We start from the raw sequence: 26,820 nt of genomic DNA on the forward strand, positions 1-26,820 counted from the left end.
CTACACGCCATCTGCCCCTGGCCGCACCGCCCTGTTCTCGTCTGTCACAGCAGGCAGCACACGGCCTGCACAAATACCGCACTGCTGCACGCAGAGGGCACAATGGCGGCATGAGCCAGATTTCTGCCCACATCGCCGACCTGCGCAAGAGCTACGAGCGCGCAGAACTCAATGAAGACGCATCCAAAGCGGATCCCCTGGCACAGTTCGACCAGTGGCTGCAGGAAGCCGTGAGCGCGCAAGTGGCAGAGCCCAATGCCATGACCGTGGCCACGGTAGGCAACGATCTGCGCCCCAGCACACGCATCGTGCTCATCAAGGGCTATGACGCACGCGGCATCGTCTGGTACACCAATTACGACAGCCGCAAAGGCAACGAGCTGGCGGGCAACCCGTTTGCAGCACTGCAGTTCCACTGGGTAGAGCTGGAGCGCGTGGTCCGCATCGAAGGCCGGGTCGAACGCGTCAGCGACGAGGAAAGCGACACCTACTTCCACAGCCGCCCGCTGGACTCCCGCATCGGCGCCTGGGCCAGCCCGCAAAGCCAGGTCATATCCAGCCGCAGCGTGCTGGTGGCCAACGCCGCCAAATATGGCGCCCAGTTCCTGCTCAAGCCTCCGCGCCCCCCGCACTGGGGCGGCTTCCGTCTGGTGCCCGACCGCTGGGAATTCTGGCAGGGCCGCAAGAGCCGCTTGCACGACCGTCTGCGTTACCGCACCGAAAGCGGGCCAGACGACAGCCAGGTTTGGGTACGTGAACGACTTGCGCCCTGAATAGCGCTTTTTGAACGAAAACCGCTCAAGTCCCCGCAGCGTACGCCGATACAACACATATCGGTGTACGCGCCAAGTCTAGGCGGTGCGCCCAAGCCCCGGCGCTCGCGCAGCCGGGGCTTTTTCTATGTCCCAGACGCGGCCCCTGGGCTGTAGCGCATAGGCATCGCGGGACACTGGGCAGCGTCTCAGCCCCTCCCGCGCCCTTGCACCGCCAGCGGGTGCATTGCCTCGCGCCATGTCCCACGGCCTCGCATCAGTACTGCCTGCAGGCTGTCTGCTGCATACGCCCCATACAACGCAGCAAACCCTGGAAGCCCGCTGCGACCAAGGCCATGGGAGCGAACGCGCCCCCGATATGTGTGCCCCCGATGTGTCGCAGCCTCACCAATAGCACAGCAGCCCCGCTGTGCCGCACGGTGCAGGCTCACCGCGGTGACCTAGGCCCAGCGCTGCAACACCGTCAGCACCACCGGCAGCGTGACCAGGGCCAGCGCGGTGGAAACCGCAATGCTGGCCGTGACTTCGTCCTCCCCCACTTCATAGCGCTGAGTAAACAGAAACACATTGGCGCCCACGGGCAAGGCCGCAGCCAGCGCCATGGCGGCCATCGCCGGGCCGCGCAGACCCAGCAACCAGGCACAGCCCAGGAATACGGCGGGGTGCACCACAGTCTTCACCACGGCAATGCGCAGCGCAGCACTCAGGTTACCCCGTACCCGGCCATAGGCCAGCGTCACCCCCACCAGCAGCAGCGACATGGGGCCCAGCGCCTGCCCCATCAACTGCAGCGGCGTATCCACTACCTCGGGCACAGACAAACCGGTCTGGGCGTAGAGCACCCCGGCAATGATGGGCAGCGGAATCGGGTGCAGGATGCTGTTCTTCACCGCCTGGGCAATCGTGCGGCCCATGCCGCGCGCATCCGCTTGGCCTGCACGGCTGGCCTGGCGCGCGGCGGCCAGTTCAAAAATGATGGTGCCGCTGGTCAGCAGCACCAGGGCGTGCACCGAAATCAGGGTGAACAGCGTGACCAGACCCTGCTCGCCATAGGCCAGGCTCATCAGCGGGATACCGATCATCACCGTGTTGCTGAAGGTATTGGCCAGTGCGCGTGCTGCACCCAGCGTGGTGAAGCCCTGCACCAGCATGGTCACGGCGAACACCAGGGCCACGGCCAGAAAGTACACCCCGATGGGGGCAAAGTCCAGGTCCGTCAGCTTCACCTGCATCATGGTGCGAAACAGCAGCGCCGGCGTCAGCACATAGAACACCAGATTCGACAGATCCCGTACGGCAGCGTGGCGCACCCACTGCAGCTTGGCCAGGCAGATGCCCAGGCCAATCATCAAAATCACAGGCAACAGGGCAGAGAAAGCGGGAGAGTTCACCAAAGATTCCTGAAAAACAACGCAGCAGCGCCCTGCCGAAGACCGCCAGGACCTGCACAGCACCTTCACCGCATCCGCACAAAGCGTGCCGGCCCAGCGTTCCGCAAAGTCGCAGTCTTCCCACGGGGCACGGGGCACGGGGCACGGGGCACGGGGCACGGGGCACGGGCAACGCTACGGGGCTTGTGCTGCGGCCCGCATGATAGGCCACGGCAATCCCCTGCGAAGGCAGGATGCTTCGGGATCTGCAACGTTCTCGGCATCCGGGGGGGCCGCGACTTCCCCGGACAGCCACAGCGACTTTGGCGACCTTACCGCCCAAACTGCGCATCATTCCTATTTATAATCATTGTTGAGTTTTGTCACCAACCCTCTTTCTGCCGTGCCGCCGCCTGCCCTGCTGACCACAGCGGCCTGAACGCAGCCTCTCCCCCTTCTCTTTCATGTCCTCTCCCCAATCCCCCCGCACGGCCGGTGTGCGCTGTGCCGTGGCCGCTGCGGCCGCACTGGCCTGCCTGCCCGCCGCCGTCTACGCCCAATCCGCCGAACCTGTGGTGTCCACGCTGGACTCGGTCACCGTCACCGGCAACTGGCTGGACAACCCCAACCAGGAAAAGGTGCTGGAGCATGCCGGCGCCCGCACCATCGTCGACCAGCAACGCATCGAGGAAAGCGGTTCGGCCAGCGTGCGTGATGTGCTGCGCCTGGTGCCCGGCGTGCAGGTACAGGACAGCAACGGCACGGGTGGCAGCGACGTTTCGCTGAACATCGGCGTGCGCGGCTTGACCTCGCGCCTGTCGCCCCGCTCCTATGTGCTGATGGATGGCGTGCCCGTCTCCTACGCGCCCTATGGCCAGCCCCAGCTGTCGCTGGCACCGGTATCGCTGGGCAACCTCAGCTCCGTGGACGTGATTCGCGGGGCAGGCTCGGTGCGCTTCGGCCCGCAGAATGTGGGCGGCATCATCAACTTCGTCACCCGCGCCATTCCCAAGGAATTCGAGGCCGATGCCAGCGTGGGCGCCGAGTTCTACAGCCACGGCGGCAATGTCAAGACCACGCCCAGTCTGTTTGTGGGCGGCACCAACGCGGCCGGCCTGGGCGGCGCGCTGCTGTACTCGGGCACGCACGGCAGCGGCTGGCGCGCGGGCAATGACAAGACCGACATCGACGATGTGCTGCTCAAGGGCAGCTACCGCCTGACGGGCCAGGACAACCTGAGCGCCTCGCTGCACCACTTTGAAGGCAAGGGCCGCATGCCCGGCGGCCTGACCACGGCGCAGTACGCGGCCGACCCCTTCCAGAGCACGCGCAGCTACGACCAGTTCACCGGCCGCCGTACCGACGGCTCGCTCAAGTACACCCACAACGACGGCCGCAACAACGTCGAAGTGCTGGCCTATTACGTGGATTCCTTCCGCGGCAGCTACATCGAGCAGGAAAGCGGCAGCCAGCGCCGCCTGACCGCAGCCCCCCGCAACTACAACTACCTGGGCCTGGAGCCGCGCTATTCGCGCATCTTTGAAACCGGCTCGGTGGTGCAGGAAGTCAGCGTGGGCTACCGCTACCTGAAGGAAAAGAGCTCCGAAGTGGCGCTGCGCACGGCCTACTACACGCCGGGCACCGAAGGCAATGCCATGGACCTGCCCATGAATGCCTACCAAAACAGCCATGGCGGCACCACGGCGCATGCCTTCTATATCGACGACCGCATCGATATCGGCAACTGGACCATCACGCCCGGTGTGCGCTTCGAGCGCATCCGTTCCTTCAACCACGTGAAAAACCTGGGCGCGGGCGGTGTGGTGACCAGTGCCATCACCCCCGAATCCGAGGCCGACGAATGGCTGCCCACCCTGTCCGTGCTCTACCGCATGAACGACCACTGGTCCGTGTTTGCCAACGCTGGCAAGTCCTTCGGGCCACAGCAGTATGCGCAGCTGGCACAAAGCGACCGCGGCCTGCACCCCGAATCGGCCAAGACCTATGAGATCGGCACACACTTCCAGGGCGAGCAATGGGGCGGCGAGCTGACGCTGTTCAACATCGACTTCGACAAGGAACTGCTGCTGACCCGCGTCGGCGTCGACGGCATCTGGACCGACCTGGGCGCCACCCGCCACCGCGGCCTGGAATCGGCCCTGCGCTATGACTTCGGCAAGGCCTTCCCCGCCCTCAAGGGCCTGTCCGCTGGCATGACCTACACCTACACGCAAGCCTCTTCGCAGGCCGGCGACTTTGCGGGCAAGGATCTGCCGCTGTACTCGCGCCACACGGCGTCGCTGTCGGCACGCTACAGCGTGGACCGCTGGACCTTCAACGCCGACCTGAACGCGCAGTCCAAGCAGCGCTCTCCCGGATCGGGCACGCAGTACGTGACGCAGGAAGACGCCTCCGGCCGCCTGGGCGATGTGCCAGGCTACGCCACCGTCAACCTGCGCACCGGCTACCAGATGGGCAAGGAAGCCCACAACCTGCGCCTGGCCGTGGGGATCAAGAACCTGTTCGACCGCCGCTACTACCTGCGCTCCACCGACAACAACGGTGGCAAGTACGTCGGCATGCCCCGCACGCTGTACGTGCAGGCCACGCTGCCGTTCTAAACCAGGGCCGCTGCAAGCATGACTGCACTGCGTTCTCTGTGGCTGCGGCTGCACCGCTGGCTGGCCCTGGGCCTGGGCTGGGTGCTGGTGCTGGCCGGCCTGACCGGCGCACTGCTGGTGGTGGCCCAGCCGCTGGACCGCCGGCTGCATGCCGAGCTGTTCACCGCCCCGGCACCGTCCGGCGCGGCCACGCCCACCGCCCTGGCGCCGCTGTACGCCCGGTTGCGGCAGGAGTTTGGCGACCAGACCACCGTCAGCTTCCGTCTGCCCCAGCAGCCCGGCGACAGCCTGTGGGCCACGGTGCGCGGCAGCTGGAACGGCACGCTCTACCTCAACCCCTGGACCGGGCAGGAACAAGGCCGGCGCGGCGCCACCGAGGGCTTTACCAACACCCTGTTCAAGCTGCACAGCAGCCTGCTGCTGGAATCCACGGGCAAGGCCATCCTCGCCTGGGTGGCGCTGGCCTATCTGGTGCTGCTGGTCACCGGCCTGGTGCTGTGGTGGCCCCGGCACTGGGCGCAGGCCTGGCGTGTGGAACTGCGCAAGAACCTGGCCCGCTCCCTGTTCGATCTGCACCGCGTGGGCGGCGCCGCACTGGGGCTGCTGCTGGCCGTCTCCGTGGCCACCGGTGCCTACATGGCCTGGCGCCCGCTGGCCGGCGTGATCAATGCGTTCGCTGGAGCCAGCCCCGTGGAGCCCCCCAAACTGCCCAAGCTCCAGACGGCAGCTGGCCCCCTACCCTCCGTGGATGCCCTGCGGGCAACGGCACAGCGCGCCTTGCCCGAAGGCCAGCTGCGCATGCTGCAGCTGCCTGCGGCGCCCACCAAACCGGTGCGCGTGCGCTTTCTGGTGCCGGGTGAACCCCATCCCAATGGCGTGAGTTCCGTCTGGATGGACCCACGCACCGGTCAGGTACTGGCGGTGCGTCGCTGGAACGAGGTGGATCCGGGCGCCGCTGCCGTGGCCGTGATCTACCCGCTGCACACCGGCGAGCTGGGCGGCTGGCTGCTGGAGACCGCCGTCGCCCTGGGCGGACTGGTGCTGGCCGGCCTGGGCATCAGCGGCCTGTGGCTGTGGTGGAAGCGCCGCCAGGCCCGACAGCGGACCCAGAAGACCCTGGCAGCGGCGCAGCGCCTGCGGTCGCAGGGCTGAGCTCACCGAGCTCAGCTCAGCCATCGCCATGGGCAGCCCGCCGCTGCCATGGTCATGCGCCCACCACAGCGACTCCCTGCAGACACGGCCATCCACCTATCCGGATGGCCGTTGTCTTCAGGCCTGCCGGGCACCACCCTGCCCTTGCCCTGTCAGTTGGGCAATCAGCGCCCGCGCAGCGGCAGATTGCCGGCGGTGCGGCGCGTAAACCACCGAAAACGGCCGGCTGCGCCCGCGCAACTGGGGCAGCACTTCCGCCAGACGGCCGTCCGCGATGCGACTGTGCACAATGAAGTCATAGCTCTGGCAGATGCCCATGCCCTGCTCTGCCAGTGAAACCACCCCCAGCACATCGTCCGACACCGTGACGGCGGCCTCGGGCAGCCATTCCACATCCTCGCCCTGGGCACGGAACACCCAGGGCGCCAGCCTGCCGGTACGCGGCATCACAAAAGGCAGACAGCGGTGCTGCGGCAGATCGGCCAGCGTACGTGGCACCCCCATCTGCTGCAGATAGGCCGGCGCCGCCACCAGGCACAGCGGCGCATCCTCCAGCTTGCGCGCCACCAGACCGCTGTCCGGCAGCGGCCCCAGGCGGATCACCAGGTCAAAGCCTTCGGCTGCCAGATCCACATTGCGGTTGGTGATGTTCACCTCGATGCGCACCTGCGGGTACTGGGCCGTGAACGGCTGCAGCAGCGCCGGCAGCCGGTAATGGCCAAAACTGGTGGGCACGCTGATGCGCACGCAGCCGGTCAGTGCCTCGGCGTCGCCCTGGGCGTCGCGCTCTGCATCGTCCAGCAAGGTGAAGGCCGCACGGACCTGTTCCAGATAGAGGCGTCCGGTGTCCGTCAAGCTTAGACGGCGGGTGGTGCGATGCAGCAACTGCTGGCCCAGCCGCGCCTCCAGCCGCCCCACGGCACGGCTGAGCACCGAGGCCGTCGACGCCAGACTCACCGCACCCGCCGTGAACGAGCCCTGCTCGGCCACCGCCACAAAAGCCTCTACATCCGCCACATGATCAAAGCGTCGCGCCATTCATCTTGTCTTTCAAAGAACAAATCAAATTCTTGAAAGCCAGTTTACCTCCTTGAAAGCAATCAATACAGTCCATTCCATCGTTCACCAAGGATCTGTCATGCACACCATCCCCGTCCCCACCGCCACTTCCACAGCAGCCAGCCCGGCCTCGTTCGCCGGCCGCCCGGTGCTGTTCGTGTTGACCAGCCACGCTCGCAAAGGCGACTCGGGCGAGCCCACCGGCTTTTACCTGGCCGAAGTCACCCACCCGCTGCAGCAGCTGGAAACGGCAGGCATCCCGGTGGAATTTGCGTCCATCCAGGGTGGAGAGCCACCGGTGGATGGCCTGGATCTGCAGGACAGCACCAACGCCCACTACTGGGCCGATGCGCAGTTCCGCCAAGCCATCCGCACCACCGCACTCCTGGAGGATGTGGACCCCGCGCGCTATGCGGCCATCTTCTTTGCCGGCGGCCATGGAGCGATGTGGGACTTCGCAGACAGCAGCGCCGTCCAACATGTTGCGCGCGCCATCTACGAAGCCGGCGGCGCCGTGGCCGCCGTGTGCCATGGGCCGGCAGCACTGGTCAACGTCACCCTCAGTGATGGCAGCTATCTGGTGGCCGGCAAGCAACTGGCAGCTTTCACCGACAGCGAAGAGCGCGCCGTGCAGCTCGAACAGGTCGTGCCTTTTCTGCTGGCCAGCACGCTGGTGCAGCGTGGTGCCCGGCACCTGCCTGCCGCCGACTGGCAGCCCCAGGTGGTGACCGACGGCAGCCTGGTAACTGGGCAGAACCCGCAGTCGGCCACCGGCGTGGGCCAGGTCCTGCGCGATCTCATACAGGCGCGCTGACCCCATGTCTGCCACCCACTCTCATCCGGCTCCCCCACCGCCCCGAAAGCCTTTCATGCCCCGCCACTCTCGTCTGTCGAGCACTGCCGCCGTGGCCCTGCTGCTCCACGTGTTTTCCATTGCTTCTGTCGTCCACGCCGCGGCACCGGAGCAACCACCGACCGCCACGCTGGAACGCTGGCGCAGCTACAGCGGCGTGACCTGGGAGGCGCCTGCGACTTCCCGCGCAGATGCTGCGCCCGCACCATCGCCCCATTCCGTCGGCGCACCCATTGCCGGCATCCATTTCGACGGCCAGGGCCAGGCCTTTGTCAGCACACCGCGCCTGGTATCGGCCCAGGCACCGGCCACCCTCAGCCGCCTGGACACCCGTGTCACCAGCGGCCCGGCGCGTCTCACGGCCTTTCCGTCCATCTCCGCCAATGCCGTGCAGGCCGCGCCACAGCAGGCGCTGCGCAATGTGCTGGGCTTTTATGTGGACCAGCGCAACGGCTGGCTGTGGGCCCTGGACATGGGCTTTGTCGCCGGGGAAGCCCAGGCGCCCGAAGGGGCGCAGAAAGTGCTGGTCATCGACCTGGCCAGCGGCCAGACCGTGCGCCGCATTGCCCTGGATGGCGTGGCCGACCGCAGCGGCAGTTTCTTGAACGACATCGTGGTGGATGAAGCCCGGCGCGTGGCCTATATCTCCGACAGCGGGCTGCGCAGCGCGCCCCAAAACCAGGCCGCGCTGATCGTGGTGGACTTTGCCAGCGGCCAGGCCCGGCGCGTGCTGCACCGCCACCCTGCGCTGCTGCCCGAGCCCGGTGTACAGGTGTTTTCCCATGGCGAAGAAGTCTGGCCCGGCAATCCACTGCAGTTGGGCATCAACGGCATTGCGCTGTCGCCCGACCGAGCCACACTGTACTGGACCGTGACCACCGGCCGCCACGCCTACGCCATTCCCACCGCCGTGCTGCACGACACCGCCGCCACCGATGCGCAGCGCGCCGCACAGATCCAGAACCTGGGCGATGTGGGTGGCAATACCGACGGCATTGCCACCGACGCCCAGGGACTGCTCTACATCACCGATGTGACACGCAACGGCATTGTGCGCTACAACCCGCACCGCCGCAGCATGTCGCTGCTGGCGGCCGACGACGGCATCCGCTGGCCGGATACCGCCACCTTCACGCCGGGTGGCGACCTGCTCTTCACCGCCAGCAATCTGAACCAGCATTTCGCAGGCGCTGTGCAGCCCGGGCAGGAACGCTATGAGCTGTGGCGGCTGAAACTCTCGCCCCACCGTTGAACGCAAACCGCCACAGCGGCTTCTCGATCAGCCTGGCCATAAAAAAAAGCGGCGCCCAGCGCCGCTTTTTACACAAGGTGATCACTTCACCATTTATCGTCTTTCTCAGCTGCCGCAGGCGCAGCGCTTGGCTTTACAGGCGGTGCTTTCGCCGGGGCAGACTGTGACTTGGTTGCCGAGGAAGATGCTGCAGCAGGTGCTGCGCTGGCAGAAACAACAGCTTGCTTGAGTTCATTGCGCACCTGCAAACCACCTTCCGGAATGCCATCCAGATCGGTACGCATATTCTCCAAATGCCCATAGGAGAGGTTTGGAGTCACACGATCAATGACCAACTCGCAGCAAGGCGACTCCATGCGTCCCAGACTTTGGCCGGTTTGCGGGTCTTTCATTTCCTTGCCTATTGCGGCCATCGCGTAGCGAGATCCTTCGCGGATGGATTGCCCGCCTTGGCTCAATACGACGTTGGTGCCGTCGCGTGCCACCACCATGACGGGGAAAGTCCGCTGCAAAATGGAGCCGACTATGGCGTTTGCGGCTTCATCGGTCATGTCTGCAAGCATCTTGTCGCCATCCACGCCGGTTCCCAAGGTGGTTGCCGCACGGTCTGGCGCAGCACCCCGCAGCGAGTCGGAGACAGTGACCTGGCGTGTGGCCACATTCACCATCTTCTGCGACAAGGACCAACCGCCCGAATAGCTCACCAACTCACGGTCGCTGGTGCGCAACTGGCGAGCGTGGCGGTTGTAGGCAAAGGTGTTGACACGGGCACTCCATACCAGATCAGCACTGGCAGCCTGGGACAGCTTCGCCAGTTCGGCGCTGGGCGCTTGTCCGCTCGCAATCATGTCCAGCTCTTGCTCGATTTCGGGGCTGAACTCACGGTCCAGCACCGCAAAGCGGCCTGTCTGCATCAAAGCATCACTGACGCGCTGGCGCAATGCGGCCGCCACCTGGGCCGATGGCACGGAACGATCCCCCATCGCCAGATGCTGCTGGCCAAATGTCACGGGACCGATCACCACCTTCAGCTTCTGCATGTCTGCAGAAGGCTTGAATTTGGCGATGCTGGCCTCGATCGTCGCCTTGTAGAGTTTGGGAGGCAGCAACGATGGCTCTTCCAGACTGACCACCTTCAGGTTCTGGATCACGCCGCCTGATTTTTGCTGAACCAGTTCTGCGAATGCATTTGCGCGCAGCGAAGCACTGTCCTGGTTCAGACTGACATCCAGGCCATATTTGGCCGTGACACTCTCTGTTTGTACAACGGCACCGTTGACTTGCAGCAAAGCCATCTTCATGGCCTCAGCCATTGCTTCGCCCGCCGTTTTGCCAAGACCCGTGGCCGTGGTACTCACACTCTCGAGTTTGCCTACATCAGGAACAGCAGGGGCAACCGAGCTGCTGGCGGGGGTGTTGGCAGAGGCCGCTGTGGCATTTGTCTCTTCAGACTTGGGGCCACAGCCGGCCACCACCATCAGGGCCGACAAGGCCCCGATGAGGTAGTAACGCATAGCTGCTTTCTTCGGGTTCCGTCGTCAGTCAATCACAGCAGGCTGGTGGCTTCTGCCGGCACTTCAATGCCATTGCTCTTGGCAAAGTCCACCGCGTTCTTCAGCGCTTTCAAGACCTCGGTCGTCGAAGTGGGGAACTTGGTCACCACGTAGCTGGCAGCGCCCAGGGAAGGCAGCTGGGTCAGAGGAGCACTCTTGAGGCCATCGCCCATGGCAGAGACATCCTTGCCCAGACCGGTGTAGCGCACCACACCCTTGGCCAGGCTCAACAGGCCCTGGGTATAAGTGGCCTTGGCTGCTGCATCCAGTGCAGGCTTTTCCGCCAGCTTGGCAGCGATGGCACCGCCGGTATCTCCCACGGCTGTGGCTGCCTTGGAAGCAGCATCCTTGTCAAAGGTCGAGCCAGACGACAGCTGTTGCGCAACGGCTTCGGCATCGGCGGCGGTGGCCTTCAGGCCCAGAGCTTCGCCCATCTTGGAGTTGGCTTTGAGCACATCCACGTTGGCTGCCACGAAATTCTTCACCAGAGTGGTTTGCTGGCCACCCAGGTCAGCAGCCGGGGCGCTGGACTTGCTGCCGCCGAAGCTGGGAATATTGAATTGTGCCGAGGCGGTGTAAGGGGTGGCCATGCCTGCGCACACCACAGCAATAGCAGTCAAGATCTTCTTCATTGCAATCTATCTCCTGAATCAAGAATCAAACAAAAATCGGGGAAAACAGAAATCAGCGCACACCCAGATTGGTGAGCTGACTGGTCAGTTCGCGCGCTGCATTGTTGGCAGCAAGCTTGAGGGCGTTGTTGCGGGCTTCGTCCTCTGTAGGGCCCACACCGGCGTACTGCACGGGGCCCACAGAAGCCAGGGTGTCGGGAATGGTCTGGCTGATATCCAGCAACTTGGCGTTGACGGTGACCGCCACACGCATCAAACCGGTGTTGCCGTCGGTGTCGGCAAGTCCAACATCCAACGTACCCAGTGCCACATAGGGAATCTGTGCGGCACGCATGCCACTGACCAGCGATGCCAAAGTGGCAGGCTTCAGATCCATGCCGGACTTGTAGTCGTTTTCCACGGTGGCCACTTTGAACTTGCCGTCCGTATATGGCTCCACCATGGCAGCTTCAGACACCTTGAATCCCGCACGGGTGAAGTTGGAGGTGAAAACCTGCGTCAAATTGGCACTGGGCAACAAACGGAAGGTCGATTCGCTGGCGCGCCGCGTCGTGCTACCGCCCGTTTCGATCGACGCTGAACGCTGAAGAGAGCCGTTCACGGAAGTCGATGTGGACGCATTGGTCTGGATCTGGCCGCGACCAAAGGACTCCCCTTCCGAGCCCTTTTCGGAAACCTGGACGTTGCCCTTCACATCGGTCTTCTGGTCTACACGCTTGTACACACGGTCGTCAAAGCTGCGGGTACTGTCCACCTGACGGGACACAAACATGAACGCCAGTGGCGACCGCGCTGCAGTGCCACCTTTGACCACGGCCGAATTCGATTTCACTGCATTGCGCAGGTTCGCCACGTTGAGCGCCACGCGCACGGCAACCGTGTATTGTTTCTTGTCCTTGTTTTCTTCTTCTGCCAACACCGTCGTGTCGAGAATGTAGCGATCTGGCGCAGCCAGAATTTTGTCGCGAATCGCATCGAAGTTCTCGGCCTCGGACTGACCCGCTTCCGCGTAATAGAACTCCACCGCTTTCAGCTGTGCTGCCGAAGTGGCACGCGCTTTATCGTCTGCAGACGCCGACCACCCTTGGTAGCTCACGGTGGCTTTCCCCTTGGCCTGCTGAACCTGGGCCCAGGAACTTCCAGCAAACAAGGCAATAGATGACCAGACCAATAATTTTTTGATTACTTGCATAAATTCATCAACTTGATAGTTTTCTCGATTTGGCTGTCAATATCAGAGGCAGAAGCAGCCGTCTTTATCCATGGATTGCTTTTCCCGGCAATGGCTTCCGAAAGCTTGACAAACATTCCATTGGCAGAATCATAGTACGCGGGGAAATCGTCGACATAGGTTTGCGAAGCCGGTACCACTTTGGTTTCACCATTCTTCAACGAAGTCTGCAAGTACACGGCACCGGAAACTGGCTCATGGATCCGAATATCAGCGTACGTGCCATAGACGTAGGAAGTTCCGCCAGCACTTTGGCTGAATTTTATTTTCTTGACGTTTTTAAAATCAACTTCGATTTCGTAATCCGGCTTCGGTAGCGTGAGATTGAAAACTTCTCCGTCCATGACTTGCATGGACATTACATTCCCTACGGCATAGCCTTTGGTATATGGAACCATGGGCACGCCCACACGGGTGGAAATGGCCTCTGACACCAAATCAGCAGCCCAGGTTTCCTTGGCTCCGGGTGTCGACTTCAAGTAATCAGGCAGAACTGCGGCCATTTCGGCAGAGAGGCTGGCGCGGCTCACCTGCACATAGCGGCTCACTTGCTCTGGCAGTGTGGCGCCAGCCATTGCGCTGGCGTAACGGCCGTAGATACCGGGCTTGTTGTCACTGCCCTCATAAACCAAACGCACGCGTTCCAGAATTTCCTGAGGACTGGGGTCGTGCTGGAAGTTGTCTACATAACCAAAGCTGATTGGATATGCGCGCACCACATTCATCGACTTGAAGTCGAAGAACAAGGCCTGACCACGCAGCAGAATGAAAAGCTTGCGAATATTTCCAAAATGCTCCACCGAAACAGTTTCGGAGCTCATGACCAAAGAGGCGACCAGCGCTTGATCACTTCCCTTCAAATCACCAACAGGCTGGATGGATAAATTGAAATTCTTTGGCTTATTCACTGCAACGTACTCATACGTTCTTTTGAACAAGCTGCTTTTCGCCGCCTTCAATTGCTTGTCGTATTGCAACGAATAGGGAAACCGCTGCGCCAAACCTGCAGCCTCCCCAGCAAAAGCAACCCCTGCAAAAGCGACATCTTTTGTTTGGCCGATGGAGCTTTGCACCATGACCACCAATCCAAGTGCTACTCCCCAGCACTTGAACATCTTCAAAGCTTCCATTGATACCCCGCACTTATTTTTAGCAGCGAAGTATACATGCCCAGCTTCTCTCATACCCAATTTGGTGCAAGGAGCACGGCACCGAAAAAAGACTTCTCCCAAAAATCACATGTTTGTTAGTATTTACACTCGTTAAAATGTTTGGTGAAATTAGGCTAAAAATAAATTTAATTTATTCGCATGGATTGTCGCCTCCAAATCACCTCGCGGTACAACACAGCAAAACGTCCGCCGCGCTGATTCAGAAGCAGAGCGATGTCGGCGTCCATACCCACAGCATTGCCACCAGCACCCTGCGCAGGTGCTCCACATGATCGATATGACCTCAACGACATCGTTCGATACGGCCTGCACCGCTGCAGCGCATCTTTGCGGACTGCCTGCAATCTGAACCCGCATTTCGCAGGCATCGCGCAGCCCGGGCAGGAGCACTACGAACGGTGGCGCTTGCGCCTGCCAAAGGCACTGCCTGCAGGCCCCGGAACGGCCAGCCGCACCACGGCCCGGGCGCGCAGGCTGGTTCGCCACACTCACCACTCGTGACCACGGCCGCCGGCATGTGTGGCGGCCGTGGTCAGCAACAGGCTCAGAAGTCCATCTTCACGCCCAGGGTGATGTTGCGCCCCATCAGCGGCGCTGCGTCCTTGATGAAGCTGGTGTGCGCATAGGCCAGGCGGTTGGTCAGGTTGCGCCCCTGCACGAACAGCTCCAGCGGCTGGCCCTGGGGCGTGCGCAAGGTGTAGCTGATGCCCGCATGCAGCAGGCCGTAGCCCGGTGTGGGCGACTCCAGCGGCGCCACGCGCGACTGGCGGGCCGCCTGCACCCACTCCACATTGCCCTTCCAGTCTTGCCAGCTGGCCTGCAACTGGGCCCCCAGGCGGGCCGGCGGAATGCGCGGCAGGCGGGTGCCATCGGAGCGCTCGGCCCGCACGGCATCGCCCCACAGACGCAGCGCCCAGTTGGCATTGAAGCGGTGGCGCATCTCGGCCTCCAACCCCGTGAAGCGCGCATCGGCCTGGCTGTATTCCAGCAACTGGAAGCCGTCGTGCACGTCCAGCGTGCGGCCGTAGATATAGCCATCCACCTGGTGGCGGTACAGGCTCACGCCCCAGGTGGTGTCACCCGCCGTCTTGCGCAGGCCCAGATCCCAGGCGCGGGAATTTTCCCTGCCCAGCTGGCTGTTGCCGCGTTCATAGGCGTTGGTGGCCAGGTGCACGCCGTCCGAGAACAGCTCCTCGGCCGTTGGCATGCGGCTGGCATGGGTGTAGCTCAGGCTGGCCTGCCAGCCGGGCTGGAAACGCCATACCGTACCCAGCGAGGCAGAGCTTCCGCTGTGCTCGCGCTCCTCCCCGGTTTCCAGTGCGCGGATGCGCTGGCGGTCATGGCGCAGCGCGCCCTGCAGCGTCCAGTCGCCCACCTGGTAGCGCTCCAGCCAGAACATGCCCCAGCTGCGCGTGTCCGTGGGCTGGACCGTGGCCTCTTCCCCTTCGGTGCTGAAGCGGCGCTGGGCACTTTGCACCCCGAACACGCCGCTCAACCCGGCCAGGCCCGGGATGGGCTGGTGCTCCACCTCCAGTCGCAGATCGTGGGCCCGGTTGCGGAACTTGGTGGCGACTTCGCCTTCGTCCAGTTCTTCATGGCCATAGCGGGTCTTGCTGGCCGTCAGTCGCACCGCCGCAATCCCGGCCACCGGGTTGCGCCAGGCACCGCGCAGGTCCCAGCGGTTGCTGCGCATGTCCACCGTGGGAATGTCGGCCCCCTCACCGTGGTCATGGTCGTGATCGTGGTCGTCATGGCAATGCAGGTGGTCGCCGTGTGCATGGCAGTCCACATGCTCGTGGCCGGGCAAGCCATAACGTGCCTCCTGGCGTGTGTAGGCAAGGCCCAGATAACCCTCGCTACCTACCCAGCTCAGGCCCACGCTGCCGGTTTCGCCCTTGGAGTAGCTGCCTCCCACGCGCGAACCACCATCCCAACCGCGGCCCACACGGTATTCCTGGGCGTTGCGGCCCATGCCTTCCACATGCACCACCAGCGGGCCCTGTCCACCGGTCAGCGCGAACGCACCGGTTTTGCCACGGTCGGCCGAGCTATAGCGCGCCTGGGCGCTGCCCTGCACGCCGTTTTCCGGCACCGCCGTAGGAATCTTGCCGTCCAGCACATTCACCACCCCGCCCACGGCACCGCCGTAGAGCAAGGCGGACGGGCCGCGCAACACCTCGATCTGCTCGGCCAGCATGGAGTCGGCCATGACCGCATGGTCGGGACTGACATTGGAAGCGTCCTGCACCGCACTGCCGCCGCTAAGCACCTGCACACGCGGACCATCCATGCCGCGGATCACGGGTCGGCTGGCACCTGCGCCGAAATGCGTGGACTGCACGCCAGGCTCGCTGGCCAGGGTCTCACCCAATGTGGCGCTGCGGCGTGCCTCCAGGGCCTCGCCTTCCAGTACCTGTACTGGTGACGCCAGCGCTGATTGCTCCAGGGACCATGCACTCGATCGAATTTCGACTTCATGTAATGTAGATTCAATGCCAGATGCCGGCTTCGCTGCCACTGCATCGGCACCCTGTGCTGCCACGGTGGTGGGAGCAGGAGTCACTGCGCCAGCTTCTGCGGATGGCGTCTGCGCATGCGCGGCTGCGGTGCCTATCGCCAGGCACCAGCAGGCGAACGCCACGCCGCCCAGACGGCTGCGCCCTGCCCCCAGCGGTGCCGTCCAGGCAGGCTCGGCAACGGCTGCTGCCGCGGTGGATGAATTGGCCCGGGATTGGGCCGGATGGGTCGATGCACTCAAAACGTTCATGGAGGAACTTTCCCTCTGCACTCCCCTGCTGCAGCGGCGCACAGCACCGTATGGGCTGCATGCGCAGACCGGCTGACCGCCGCAGTGGGAGCTTGCGCCGCCCTCCTCAGGCAGCGCTTTTCATATGGTCAGCAGTCCCATGCGCACTGAGTGCGCACAAGCTGCTCTGCTCTTGAACGGTTCTGATCCAGACGATAGGCCGGCGCGGCATGCGCGCTGCGCCATCAGCAGGCGCAACGGCCCCGCAGCCGTACAGGGGAGACGGAACATGCGCCGCAGCACACACCATCCACAGCAGGGACAAGCATTGCGGATGCCTCCAGACGCACCAGTCGGATCAGAAACCAGGGGGCAGGTCCATCCCGGGCGGCCCCCGGGCCAGCGGAGCCCACCAGCGCTGTGAAGCCAGGGCATGCACTGGTGCGGCCAGAGAAACAGTCGTGGCCCAGCATGCGGGCAGCCACACAAAAGAGGCAAGCGGCGCCTGGCCGTGTGCCAACTGGTCCAGCGCCTGGCAGTCCAGGCTGCCATGGTGACCAAACAGCGCCTGCACGGTGTGGCCCACGCCATCCGGGGATACCGCAGGTAACGCCGGAACTGCCGTGGCAACGGCAGGCGCCAGGCCAGCACCAGGGATGTGCACCACCTGGTGCATGCGCGCTACCAGCGGTGCCAGGCAGAGCGCCAGCAGCAGCCAGACTGCCAGCCAGCGGCGCAGTGGCAGCGTGGCCGTGGTGCCGCCCGTGGAATGCATGGCCCGCTGGCGCATCACACTCCCTCCCGTGTGGACCGGCGCACGGACGGAACCCAGCGCTGGTGCGACCACGCGCGCTGACCCGCAGCCCCCTTGGACAGGGCGCATGGGCATCCGGCTCGGCAGGCAAGCATGCAGCGCATCACGCAGCGTTCATTCCACCCGCAGGCTCAATGGCTGTGGCGCATGCCGCAGTTCTTGCCCAGGGCCAGGCCTTTGCAGGCCAGCTGCAACTGCTTCTGGCACTGGTCTTCGCCTTTGCCTGCTTCCAGGCATTGGGCGGCCTGGGCATGGGCACGTGCCATGGACTGGTGGCGTTCGATGTCCTCGCGCGTGTGTGCATCCAGCACCGGCTGGCCCGTGGTCGGCTTGGGCGCGGCTTCGGCCGTTACCGGCACAGGCTGTGGCGTGCGGGCGGTCGGCTGGGCCTGAACACCCACCGCCACCGTGCCGATGAGGGAAAAAACTGCGGCACAGGCCAGAAGACGGAATTGCATGGAGCTTCTTTCGGAAGAGAGGGTGGATGCCAGCGCAGTGCCAGCCATGGAGCTGGACTCAGGCGGCGCTGCACGGTGTGCACAGGCCGTGCAACTGCACTGCCTGCAGCTGCCCCACTGCGGCCGGCTCCAGCGCGGCCGCCAGGGCCTGTACCGATGCCTGCATCGCAGGCGCGGCGCTGTCCACGGGAAGGTCCTGCGCGCAACGCAGGCAATGAAACTGCACCGGCATGCGCTGGGCCACAGGCGCCGGCGCAGCACTGGCCTGGGCCCGCCCTGCATCACTGCGCCATTGGAAACGGGTGATGCGGTCATCCTCCACCCGGCGCTGCAGCAGCCCGGCCTGGGTCAACCGGTCCAGTGCGCGAAACACGGTCACCCGGTTGACAGCCACACCCAGCCGGGCCAGCGCAGCCTCCACCTCGGCGGCCGACAGGCGGCTGGCAGCCTGGCTGCGCAGCAACGCCACCAGCGCGCGCGTGGCACGGGTGGCCCGCATGCCGGGCGGCAAGGACAATTCCAGGGAAGAAGCTGGGCGGGGCATGGACACACTCAAGACACACTGCAATTGCAGCGGGATTGCGATATTAACGCAATTCAATTGCAATATAGGGCAGGCACCCGGATTTTTGCTTTCACAGCCCCTCAGCATCCGCCGCGGACGCCAGCCACCGCCAATGGGCTGGCAAAGCCCTCTCAGTCCGGCTTCACGTAGCGGCCAAAGGTGGCCAGCAGCTTGTGCACCTTGGGAGCCACCACATAGGCGCAGTAGCCCTGCTGTGGATTGCGGGCGAAATAATCCTGGTGGTAGGCCTCGGCCGGCCACCAGCTGCGCAGCGGCTCGACTTCCGTCACCACCGGCGCCCCGAAAGTCTTGTCCTGCCCGAATTCGCGCAGCAGATCCTGCACCACCTGCTCCTGCGCCGGCGTGGTCACATACACGCCGCTGCGGTACTGCGTGCCAACATCATTGCCCTGGCGGTTGAGTGTGGTCGGATCGTGCGTGCCAAAAAAGATCTCCAGCACCTGGCGCAGACCGATCACCTGCGGGTCGAACACCAGCTTGACGGCCTCGGCATGGCCCGTGGTGCCCTCGCACACCTGCTCGTACCGTGGATGGTCCACATGGCCGTTGGCGTAGCCGCTTTCCACATCGATCACGCCCTGCACGCGGTCGAACACGGCCTCGGTGCACCAGAAACAGCCGCCTGCCAGATAAATGGTTTCAGTCATGCCGCTGTTGTACACCAGCCTCAGCCGGCCGCCAGGCCTTGCCCTGCATCAAGTACGGATTTGCCGGCCGCCACCACCGCCACGGCAGTGTTTGACAGCGGTGCGCTGCCTTGGCTACATTAATGACCAATCAGTCATTAACTGGATCCCTACCCACCCATGCCCGACAGCAGCACCGACGCCCCACGCCGCAGCCGCCGCAAAGAAGCGCGTCCGGGTGAACTGCTGGAAGCGGCGCTGTCCCTGTTTCTGGAAAAAGGCTATGCCGCCACCCGCGTGGAGGCCGTGGCCGCCCGCGCTGGCGTGTCCAAGGGCACGCTGTTTCTGTACTTTCCCAGCAAGGAAGAACTGTTCAAGGCCGTGGTGCGCCACAGCATCAGCGGCTGCTACGCCGACTGGCAGCTGGAGCTGGACCGCTACCAGGGCAGCAGCGCCGCCCTGCTGGCCCGGGCATTCGAAGTCTGGTGGCAGCAGATCGCCAGCACCCAGGCCGGCGGCATCTGCCGCCTGATGTGGGCCGAGGCGGCACATTTTCCGGAACTGGCCGCGTTCTACCGCCACGAAGTAGATGAACCCGGCCACGCGATGCTCGAACGTATCCTGCAGCGCGGCATGGACAGCGGCGAATTTCGCCCCATGCCACTGGGTGAAGCCTTGTACCTGGTGCTGACGCCGATGACCTTTGTAATGCTGTGGCAACCCACCGGCACCCTGTGCCTGCCGATGGACCATGGGCTCACGCCGCACAGCTATCTGCTATCGCAATTTCGCAACTGCCTGCGCGGCCTGCTGCGCGAGCCGGTGGATGCAGACACCCTGCCCCTGCCCCAGCTGCATCCCACGCTACCCCTCCACACCACAGACATATGAGCTTGCTCCGCAGATCCTGGTTGCTTGGGGGCCTGATCGCCCTGGTCGTTCTGGCCCTGGGCTTCAGCGCCTGGCGGGCTGTGGTGGCCAAACGCCAGCAACAGCAGGCCCTGCAGGCGCAGCAGCAAGCGCCCGCCGCCGTGCTGCAGGCCGGCGCAGCCGACTGGACCACGCTGCAGGTGCGCACACTGCCGCTGCAGGTCCCCGTCAGCGGCAGCCTGTCTGCGGTGGACAGCGCCCTGATCAAGAGCCGTGTGGCCGGTGCACTGCAGGACTTTACGCTGCGCGAGGGTGACAGCGTGCGCAAAGGCCAGGTGATTGCCCGCATCGATGCCACCGACAGCGAAGCCCGCTACCGCCAGGCCCGGCTCCAGGCCGATGCCGCCCAGGCGCAGGAAGCCATCCAGCTGCGCCAGCACCAGAACAACCAGGCGCTGGTGGACCGGCAGTTCATCTCGCCCACCGCCCTGGCCAACTCCGAAGCCAGCCTGCAGGCCGCCCGCGCCAACACGGCCGCAGCCCGCGCCGCAGCCGATGCGGCGCGCAAGACGCTGGACGACACCGTGCTGCGCAGCCCCATCGACGGTCAGATTGCCCGCCGCTTTGCCCAGGACGGCGAACGTGTGAACGTGGAAGCCCAGGTCGCCGAGGTGGTGAACCTGTCCGCGCTGGAACTACAGGCTCCGCTGCCCCCCCCAGGACTCGCTGCGGGTGCAGGTCGGCCAGACGGCCCTGCTGACGGTGGAAGGCGCCAGCACGCCAGTCTCCGCCCGGGTGGTGCGCATCAGCCCCAGCGCCCAGAGCGGCAGCCGTGCCGTGCCGGTCTTCCTGCGCGTGCAGCCCGTGGCGGGCTTGCAGCTGCGCTCCGGCCTGTTTGTGCAGGGGCTGATCGCCACCGGCACGGTACAGGCCCTGGCCCTGCCACTGGATGCCGTGCGCAACGACCAGCCCCAGCCCTACATCCAGACCGTGGTGAACGGCGCCGTGGCACACCAGACCGTGCAGCTGGGCGCCCAGGCCCTGCCGGAAGGGACCGACAGCACCGCGCTGTGGGTGGCCGTCCAGGGCGCCAGCGCAGGCAGTACCGTGTTGCGCGGCAGCATGGGGCCTTTGCCGGAGGGCACCCGCGTCCAGCTGCTGCAGCAGGGCGCGGCCGGTGCGCCCATCGCCCCCGGTACACCCGGTGCGCCTGCAGCAGCCTCGGCCCCGGCTGCAGCCCCCTCCACCGCAACGACTGCCCCCGCACGCTGAAAGCCCGCCATGTGGTTCACCCGCGTCAGCCTGCGCAACCCGGTCTTCGCCACCATGGTGATGCTGGCCTTTGTGGTGCTGGGACTGTTCTCCTACCAGCGGCTCGCGGTGGACCAGTTCCCGGACATTGACTTCCCGGTCGTAGTGGTCACGGTGGAATACCCCGGCGCTTCGCCCGAGATCGTCGAAACTGAAGTCACCCGCAAGATCGAGGAAGGCGTCAACACCATTGCCGGCATCAGTTCGCTCACCTCGCGCAGCTACCAGGGCCGCTCGGTGGTGATCGTCGAATTCCAGCTGTACGTGGACGGGCGCCGTGCCGCCGAAGATGTGCGCGAGAAAGTGGCCTCCGTGCGCCCCACATTGCGCGACGAGGTCAAGGAACCGCGCGTGCTGCGCTTCGACCCGGCCGACGCCGCCGTCTGGACACTGGCCGTCCTGCCCGATGGCCCCCAGCCTCCCTCTCCCGTGCAACTGACCACCTGGGCTGACCAGGTGCTGAAAAAACGCCTGGAAAACGTGCGCGGCGTGGGCGCCGTCAACCTGGTAGGCGCCACCAAGCGCGAAATCAATATCTACCTGGACCCGGCGGCACTGGACGCCTATGGCATCACCACGTCCCAGGTGGTGTCTGCCGTGCGCAGCGAAAACCAGGACCTGCCGGTGGGCGCCATCCGCTCGCTGCAGCAGGAACGGGTGGTGCAGATCGACGCCCGCATGCGCAATCCCCAGGACTTTGCCGACCTGATCATCACCCGCAAGAACGGCGCCGCCATCCGCCTGGGCCAGGTGGCGCGCGTGAACGATGGCGCGCAGGAGCTGGAATCGCTGGCGCTCTACAACGGCCAGCGCACCCTGCTGCTCTCGGTACAGAAAGCACAGGAAGAAAACACCATTGCCGTGGTCAAGGGCCTGGACGCGGCGGTGCTGGCCATCCAGGCCGAGCTGCCGCCCGGCTTTCGCCTGGAAAAAGTCAGCGATTCGGCCCGCCCCATCCAGGTGGCCGTGGACAACGTGCGCCAGACCCTGATCGAAGGCGCCTTGCTGACGGTGCTGATCGTCTTCCTGTTCCTCAATTCCTGGCGCTCCACCGTCATCACCGGGCTGACGCTGCCGATTGCGCTGATCGGCACCTTCTTCTTCATGCACGCCTTCGGTTTCACCATCAACATGATCACGCTGATGGCACTGTCACTGTGCGTGGGCCTGCTGATCGACGACGCCATCGTGGTGCGCGAAAACATCGTGCGCCATGTGCAGATGGGCAAGACCCCATTCCAGGCAGCGCTGGACGGCACCCAGGAGATCGGTCTGGCCGTGCTGGCCACCACCCTGTCCATCGTGGCCGTCTTCCTCCCCATCGGCTTCATGGAAGGCATCATCGGCAAGTTCTTCCACGAATTCGGCATCACCATCGTCGCAGCGGTGCTGATTTCGATGTTTGTCAGCTTCACGCTGGACCCCATGCTCTCCAGCATCTGGCACGACCCCAGCATCCACAGCGCCGGCCAGGGGCCGGACAAAAGCCTGTATGGCCGCACGCTGGGCCGTGTCACCCACGGCTTCGAGCGCGCCACCGAAGAGCTGGCCCTGCTCTACCAGCGCATCCTGGCCTGGTCGCTCGCCCACAAGCTGTGGACACTGCTGCTGGCCCTGGGCATTTTCATCGGCTCCATCCTGCTGCTGCCGCTGCTGGGCACGGAATTCGTGCCCAAGGCAGACTTTTCGGAAACCACGGTCAAGTTCAGCACCCCCCAGGGCACCTCCCTGGAAGCCACCGAGGCCCGCGCCCACCAGGTGGAGCAGGCCATCCGCGCCCTGCCCGAAGTGCGCTACACCGTCACCACCATCAACAGCGGCAATGCCCCCAGCAAGAGCGACGCCACCATCTACATCCGGCTGGTGGACCGCAAGCAGCGCAGCCGCAATGTGGAAGACATGGGCCGGACGCTGCGCCAGACGCTGCAGCAGAGTCCAGGCATCACCGTCACCCATGTGGGCCTGCTGGACCCGGTGGGCGGGCAAAAGCAGATTGAGTTTTCCATCATGGGTGCCGATCTGACCGAGCTGGACCGGCTGAACCAGCAGCTGCTGCCCCAGCTGCGGCAGATCCCCGGTCTGGTGGATCTGGACAGCAGCCTCAAACCCGACCGCCCCATGGTGGACATCCAGGTGCGGCGCGATGCGGCGTCCGACCTGGGCCTGTCCGTGGGCAGCCTGGCCACCGCACTGCGCGTGCTGGTGGCCGGCGAAACCGTGGGCAACTGGCGCGCCACCAACGACGAGACCTACGACGTCAACGTCCGCATGGCACCCGATGCCCGCACCCAGCCCAGCGACCTGGCGCGCCTGCCGTTTGCCCTGGCAGGCACCGACGGCGGCACCCAGATCGTGCGCCTGAACCAGGTGGCACAGCTGGTGGACTCCACCGGTCCGGGGCAGATCAACCGGCGCGGGCTGGCGCGCGAGGTGCAATTCACCGCCAACGTGGCGCTGCGCTCGGCCGGGGAAGTCTCGGGCGACATCCGCCGCCTGATGGACAGCGCCGCCCTCCCGCCCGGCTACCGCTGGGAATTTGCCGGCTCCACCAAGAACATGAACGAATCCTTTGCCTATGCCCTGTCGGCGCTGGCACTGGCCATCATCTTCATCTACATGATCCTGGCCAGCCAGTTCAAGAGCTTTGTGCAGCCGCTGGCGTTGATGACCTCGCTGCCGCTGACGCTGATCGGCGTGGCCCTGGCACTGCTGATGTTCCGCTCCGCCATGTCCATGTTCTCCATCATCGGCGTGGTGATGCTGATGGGCCTGGTCACCAAGAACGCCATTTTGCTGGTGGACTTTGCCATCCGCGCACGCGACCCCCATACGGGAGAGGACGGCCAGCCCCACCCCGGCATGCCGCGCGAACAGGCCCTGCTCACTGCCGCCCGCGTGCGCCTGCGCCCCATTCTGATGACCACGCTGGCCATGGTGTTCGGCATGGTCCCGCTGGCTTTTGCCCTGTCCGAAGGCTCGGAACAGCGCGCCCCCATGGGCCAGGCGGTGATCGGCGGGGTCATCACCTCCTCGCTGCTGACCCTGGTCGTGGTACCGGTGATGTACTGCTACATGGACGATCTGGCGAACTGGGTGCGCCGCAAGCTGGGCAATGCCCCGGCAAACCCGGCCCAGGAACCTTAGAATCGAAGATTTTGCGATATAGCCATCCCTTGTGGAGGAGACCCCAGATGACATTGCCCTATAACCGCCCGGTTGATACCTCTGACGCCAACGCTACGGCCCGCTTCCACATGGTCCAGCAACAGATCCGCCCCTGGGTGGTGCAGGATGTGCGTGTGATCGAAGCCCTGGAAACCGTGCGCCGCGAAGACTTCGTGCCGCCGGCCTCGTACGAACTGGCCTTCATGGACGTGGAAATCCCCCTGGGCGTGGCCGGTCAGACCATGCTGTCGCCCAAGGTCGACGCCCGCATGGCCAACGATCTGGCCATCCAGGCCCATGAACGCGTGCTGGAAATCGGCACCGGTTCCGGCTACAGCGCCGCCCTGCTGGGCAAGCTGGCCAAGGAAGTGGTGACCCTGGAAATCAACCCCGAGCTGGCCGAAATGGCCCGCGAGAACCTGGAATCCGCCGGAGCCACCAACGTCACCGTGCGCGTGGCCGACGGCTCCAAGGACCTGCTGGCCGAAGGCCCGTTCGACGTGATCGTGCTCAGTGGCTCGGTGGAAGTGCTGCCCGAAGCCCTGCTGGACCACCTGAAAGACGGCGGCCGCCTGGGCGCCATCGTGGGCCAATCGCCCATGATGCGCTTCACCATCGTCAAGCGCCACGGCAACGAGCGCATCACCACCGAACCCTGGGACATGGTCGCTCCCCGTCTGTCCGGCTTTGCCACGGCAGAACGCTTCGTGTTCTGAGAAGAGTCAGACCCATGTTCACCCGCGTCTCTCCCACGCAACTGAACGACTGGCTGGCCCAGCACCCCGGGGATCCACTTCCCCTGGTGCTGGATGTGCGCGAACCCTGGGAATTCCAGACCGCGCACGTCACCGCTGAAGGTTTTGAGCTGCTGAACCTGCCCATGGGGCAGATTCCGTCGCAACTGGCCGCGCTGGATCCCGAGCGTCCCACCGCCTGCCTGTGCCACCACGGCATGCGCAGCATGCAGGTAGCGATGTTCTTGGCGCAGCACGATTTCGGGCAGGTGGCCAACATCGAAGGCGGCATCGACGCCTGGTCCCTGCAGCGAGACCCCCGCGTGCCGCGCTACTGACAGACTGCCTGCCACCCGACCTGTTCGCCTTTTCCTGTCCCCCTGCCCCATCCTGAGGAGCTCCATGGTTCGCAATTTCCGGCACTCTCTGACGCACTGCGCGACCTTGGCAACCCTGCTGACGATGGGGCTGGCCGCGGCCCCTGCCGGTGCCCAAAGCCTGGTGGAAATGGTGGAACTGGCCCAGGGCTTTGATGCGCCCTGGCTGTCCAGCCGCGCCGCACTGGATGCGGCCGAACACAAGGGCGCCCAGGCCAAGTCCGGCCTGCTGCCCAGCGTGGGCGCCCAGGCCGGCGCCAACTACACCCGCACCGAGCTGCACCCCAACATTCCCGGCGTGCTGGGCAGTGCACACCAGCAAAGTGCGGCCATCCAGGCCAGCCAGCCGCTGTACCGCCCGGCCAACACCATCGCCTACCGCCAGGGTCAGCGCAATGTGGAACTGGCCCGTGCCCAGCTGGATGCCGCCACGCAGGACCTGCTGGTGCGCGTCAGTCAGGGCTACTTCGACGTCCTGGCCGCCCAGGACACGCTGACCACGGTGCAGGCCCAGAAACGCGCCGTGCGCGAGCAACTGGAATTCGCCCAGCGCAATTTCGACATCGGCGCCGCCACCATCACCGACCAGCGCGAAGCCCAGGCCCGCCACGATCTGGTGGAAGCCCAGGAAATCGCCGCCACCAACGACCTGCAGGTCAAGCGCCTGGCGCTGGAGCAGCTGGTGGGCAAAAGCCCGCTGCAGCCCCACCCCCTGGCCCAGCCGGTGCAGCTGCCCGCCGTGCAGCCAGCCACAGTGGCGCCCTGGGTTGAGCAGGCCGAAAACGACCAGCCCCTGGTACGCCAGGCCCGCCTGGCCCTGGATATGGCCGAGTTGGAAACCCGCAAGGCCGAAACCGGCCACCTGCCCACCGTCGATCTGCAAGCCAGCTACGGCGTGCAGCGCAACCCGGATGGCACAACCACCATCCCCATCAAGAACCGCATCCACCAGGGCCAGGTGGGCGTGACGCTGAACATGCCGCTGTTCGCCGGCTTTGCCGTGCAAAACCGCGTCAAGGAAACCCTGTCGCTGGAAGAAAAAGCCCGCGCAGACCTGGACAATGCCCGCCGCCAGAGTGCCCAGGCCGCGCGCCAGGCGTTCTATGGCGTGCAATCGGGCACCGGCCAGGTCAAGGCGCTGGAAGCGGCCGTCGCCTCCAGCCAAAGCGCGCTGGAAGCCAACCAGCTCGGCTACCAGGTGGGGGTGCGCATCAATGTGGACGTGCTCAACGCCCAAAGCCAGCTCTACCAGGCCCAACGCGACCTGGCCCAGGCGCGCTACAACGTGCTGGTCGGCCAGCTCAAGCTGCGCCAGGCCGCCGGCCAGCTGCAGATGCAGGACATCCACGGCCTGAACCAGCTGATCGCCCGGCCCTGAAGACCGCAGCGGCCATAGCCGGGGCGGCCCCTGCCTCGCGGTGGTACTGGCGGCCTCCCATGCTGATGTAAAACCAGCATCCGTGCT

22 protein-coding genes and 1 pseudogene are annotated in these 26,820 nt (G+C 64.7%); 12 read left to right on the forward strand and 11 right to left on the reverse strand.

All coding sequences use genetic code 11. The features are described 5' to 3' along the window. The first annotated feature begins 110 nt into the window (after positions 1-110). The gene (pdxH, locus tag CT3_RS10680) at positions 111-773 is read left to right on the forward strand and encodes a pyridoxamine 5'-phosphate oxidase (protein WP_066531966.1); all 663 of its coding nucleotides are present in this window, start codon (positions 111-113) and stop codon (positions 771-773) included. A 440-nt stretch (positions 774-1,213) separates the two neighbouring features. On the opposite strand, the gene CT3_RS10685 is transcribed toward pdxH, so the two are convergent. Further along, positions 1,214-2,164, reverse strand: coding sequence for an AEC family transporter (locus tag CT3_RS10685; protein WP_066533295.1), 951 nt, complete (start codon positions 2,162-2,164; stop codon positions 1,214-1,216). Between the two features lie 443 nt (positions 2,165-2,607). On the opposite strand from CT3_RS10685, the gene CT3_RS10690 reads away from it, so the two are divergent. Both CT3_RS10690 and CT3_RS10695 read left to right on the forward strand, forming a co-directional pair. Beyond that, complete coding sequence (locus CT3_RS10690) at positions 2,608-4,764, forward strand: TonB-dependent receptor family protein (RefSeq protein ID WP_066531976.1); 2,157 nt, start codon at positions 2,608-2,610, stop codon at positions 4,762-4,764. 18 nt (positions 4,765-4,782) lie between these two features. After that, positions 4,783-5,916: a PepSY-associated TM helix domain-containing protein gene (locus CT3_RS10695; RefSeq protein WP_066531979.1), complete on the forward strand. Its 1,134-nt coding sequence runs from the start codon at positions 4,783-4,785 to the stop codon at positions 5,914-5,916. Between the two features lie 117 nt (positions 5,917-6,033). On the opposite strand, the gene CT3_RS10700 is transcribed toward CT3_RS10695, so the two are convergent. Beyond that, entirely contained in the window at positions 6,034-6,954 is a 921-nt protein-coding gene (locus CT3_RS10700; protein ID WP_066531982.1) for a LysR family transcriptional regulator, read from the reverse strand. Positions 6,955-7,054: 100 nt separating this feature from the next. On the opposite strand from CT3_RS10700, the gene CT3_RS10705 reads away from it, so the two are divergent. Together CT3_RS10705 and CT3_RS10710 are read left to right on the forward strand one after the other, a co-directional pair. Further along, positions 7,055-7,789: a type 1 glutamine amidotransferase domain-containing protein gene (locus tag CT3_RS10705; RefSeq protein WP_066531985.1), complete on the forward strand. Its 735-nt coding sequence runs from the start codon at positions 7,055-7,057 to the stop codon at positions 7,787-7,789. 55 nt (positions 7,790-7,844) lie between these two features. After that, positions 7,845-9,080 (forward strand): L-dopachrome tautomerase-related protein, encoded by a 1,236-nt coding sequence (locus tag CT3_RS10710; protein WP_066531987.1) that lies wholly within the window; start codon positions 7,845-7,847, stop codon positions 9,078-9,080. Between the two features lie 86 nt (positions 9,081-9,166). Here CT3_RS10710 and CT3_RS10715 read toward each other — a convergent pair whose 3' ends face one another. The 9 genes from CT3_RS10715 to msrA form a co-directional block, all read right to left on the reverse strand. Then, positions 9,167-10,594 (reverse strand): CsgG/HfaB family protein, encoded by a 1,428-nt coding sequence (locus tag CT3_RS10715; RefSeq protein ID WP_115594665.1) that lies wholly within the window; start codon positions 10,592-10,594, stop codon positions 9,167-9,169. 32 nt (positions 10,595-10,626) lie between these two features. Next, positions 10,627-11,253 carry a hypothetical protein gene (locus CT3_RS10720; protein ID WP_141891748.1) on the reverse strand — a complete coding sequence of 209 codons (627 nt, stop codon included), beginning with the start codon at positions 11,251-11,253 and terminating at the stop codon, positions 10,627-10,629. 64 nt (positions 11,254-11,317) lie between these two features. Beyond that, the gene (locus CT3_RS10725) at positions 11,318-12,457 is read right to left on the reverse strand and encodes a hypothetical protein (RefSeq protein WP_066531997.1); all 1,140 of its coding nucleotides are present in this window, start codon (positions 12,455-12,457) and stop codon (positions 11,318-11,320) included. Beyond that, complete coding sequence (locus tag CT3_RS10730; protein ID WP_225608669.1) at positions 12,448-13,626, reverse strand: hypothetical protein; 1,179 nt, start codon at positions 13,624-13,626, stop codon at positions 12,448-12,450. Before CT3_RS10730 ends, CT3_RS10725 begins: the two co-directional genes overlap by 10 nt. Before the next feature lie 586 nt (positions 13,627-14,212). Further along, positions 14,213-16,435 carry a TonB-dependent receptor gene (locus tag CT3_RS10735; RefSeq protein ID WP_083520175.1) on the reverse strand — a complete coding sequence of 741 codons (2,223 nt, stop codon included), beginning with the start codon at positions 16,433-16,435 and terminating at the stop codon, positions 14,213-14,215. Positions 16,436-16,772: 337 nt separating this feature from the next. Beyond that, complete coding sequence (locus tag CT3_RS10740; protein WP_066532003.1) at positions 16,773-17,204, reverse strand: hypothetical protein; 432 nt, start codon at positions 17,202-17,204, stop codon at positions 16,773-16,775. 155 nt (positions 17,205-17,359) lie between these two features. Then, positions 17,360-17,539, reverse strand: coding sequence for a hypothetical protein (locus CT3_RS21570; RefSeq protein WP_370510805.1), 180 nt, complete (start codon positions 17,537-17,539; stop codon positions 17,360-17,362). 205 nt (positions 17,540-17,744) lie between these two features. Then, on the reverse strand, positions 17,745-18,230 hold the full coding sequence (locus tag CT3_RS21305) for a transcriptional repressor (protein ID WP_172591804.1): 486 nt from the start codon (positions 18,228-18,230) through the stop codon (positions 17,745-17,747). A gap of 152 nt (positions 18,231-18,382) precedes the next feature. Continuing rightward, positions 18,383-18,919, reverse strand: coding sequence for a peptide-methionine (S)-S-oxide reductase MsrA (gene msrA, locus CT3_RS10760; protein WP_066533297.1), 537 nt, complete (start codon positions 18,917-18,919; stop codon positions 18,383-18,385). Between the two features lie 159 nt (positions 18,920-19,078). Between msrA and CT3_RS10765 the strand changes: the two genes are divergently transcribed. From CT3_RS10765 to CT3_RS10790, 7 genes and pseudogenes are all read left to right on the forward strand, one after another. Next, positions 19,079-19,789 carry a TetR/AcrR family transcriptional regulator gene (locus CT3_RS10765; RefSeq protein ID WP_066532019.1) on the forward strand — a complete coding sequence of 237 codons (711 nt, stop codon included), beginning with the start codon at positions 19,079-19,081 and terminating at the stop codon, positions 19,787-19,789. After that, positions 19,786-20,421, forward strand: a pseudogene (locus CT3_RS21310) (efflux RND transporter periplasmic adaptor subunit); the annotation flags it as partial. The gene CT3_RS10765 and the pseudogene CT3_RS21310, both read left to right, overlap by 4 nt. A 79-nt stretch (positions 20,422-20,500) precedes the next feature. Further along, on the forward strand, positions 20,501-21,040 hold the full coding sequence (locus CT3_RS21315) for an efflux RND transporter periplasmic adaptor subunit (RefSeq protein ID WP_227657950.1): 540 nt from the start codon (positions 20,501-20,503) through the stop codon (positions 21,038-21,040). Positions 21,041-21,049: 9 nt separating this feature from the next. Beyond that, positions 21,050-24,223 (forward strand): efflux RND transporter permease subunit, encoded by a 3,174-nt coding sequence (locus CT3_RS10775; RefSeq protein ID WP_066532021.1) that lies wholly within the window; start codon positions 21,050-21,052, stop codon positions 24,221-24,223. Between the two features lie 47 nt (positions 24,224-24,270). Continuing rightward, a complete protein-coding gene (locus CT3_RS10780; RefSeq protein ID WP_066532033.1) occupies positions 24,271-24,960 on the forward strand; it encodes a protein-L-isoaspartate O-methyltransferase family protein in 690 nt (229 codons plus the stop codon). Between the two features lie 14 nt (positions 24,961-24,974). Further along, complete coding sequence (locus CT3_RS10785) at positions 24,975-25,316, forward strand: rhodanese-like domain-containing protein (RefSeq protein WP_066532047.1); 342 nt, start codon at positions 24,975-24,977, stop codon at positions 25,314-25,316. Positions 25,317-25,380: 64 nt separating this feature from the next. Next, positions 25,381-26,733: a TolC family outer membrane protein gene (locus CT3_RS10790; RefSeq protein ID WP_066532050.1), complete on the forward strand. Its 1,353-nt coding sequence runs from the start codon at positions 25,381-25,383 to the stop codon at positions 26,731-26,733. Positions 26,734-26,820: the final 87 nt, after the last annotated feature.

The sequence above is a fragment of the Comamonas terrigena NBRC 13299 genome (assembly GCF_006740045.1).
In the GTDB taxonomy this organism is placed as follows: Bacteria; Pseudomonadota; Gammaproteobacteria; order Burkholderiales; family Burkholderiaceae_C; genus Comamonas; species Comamonas terrigena.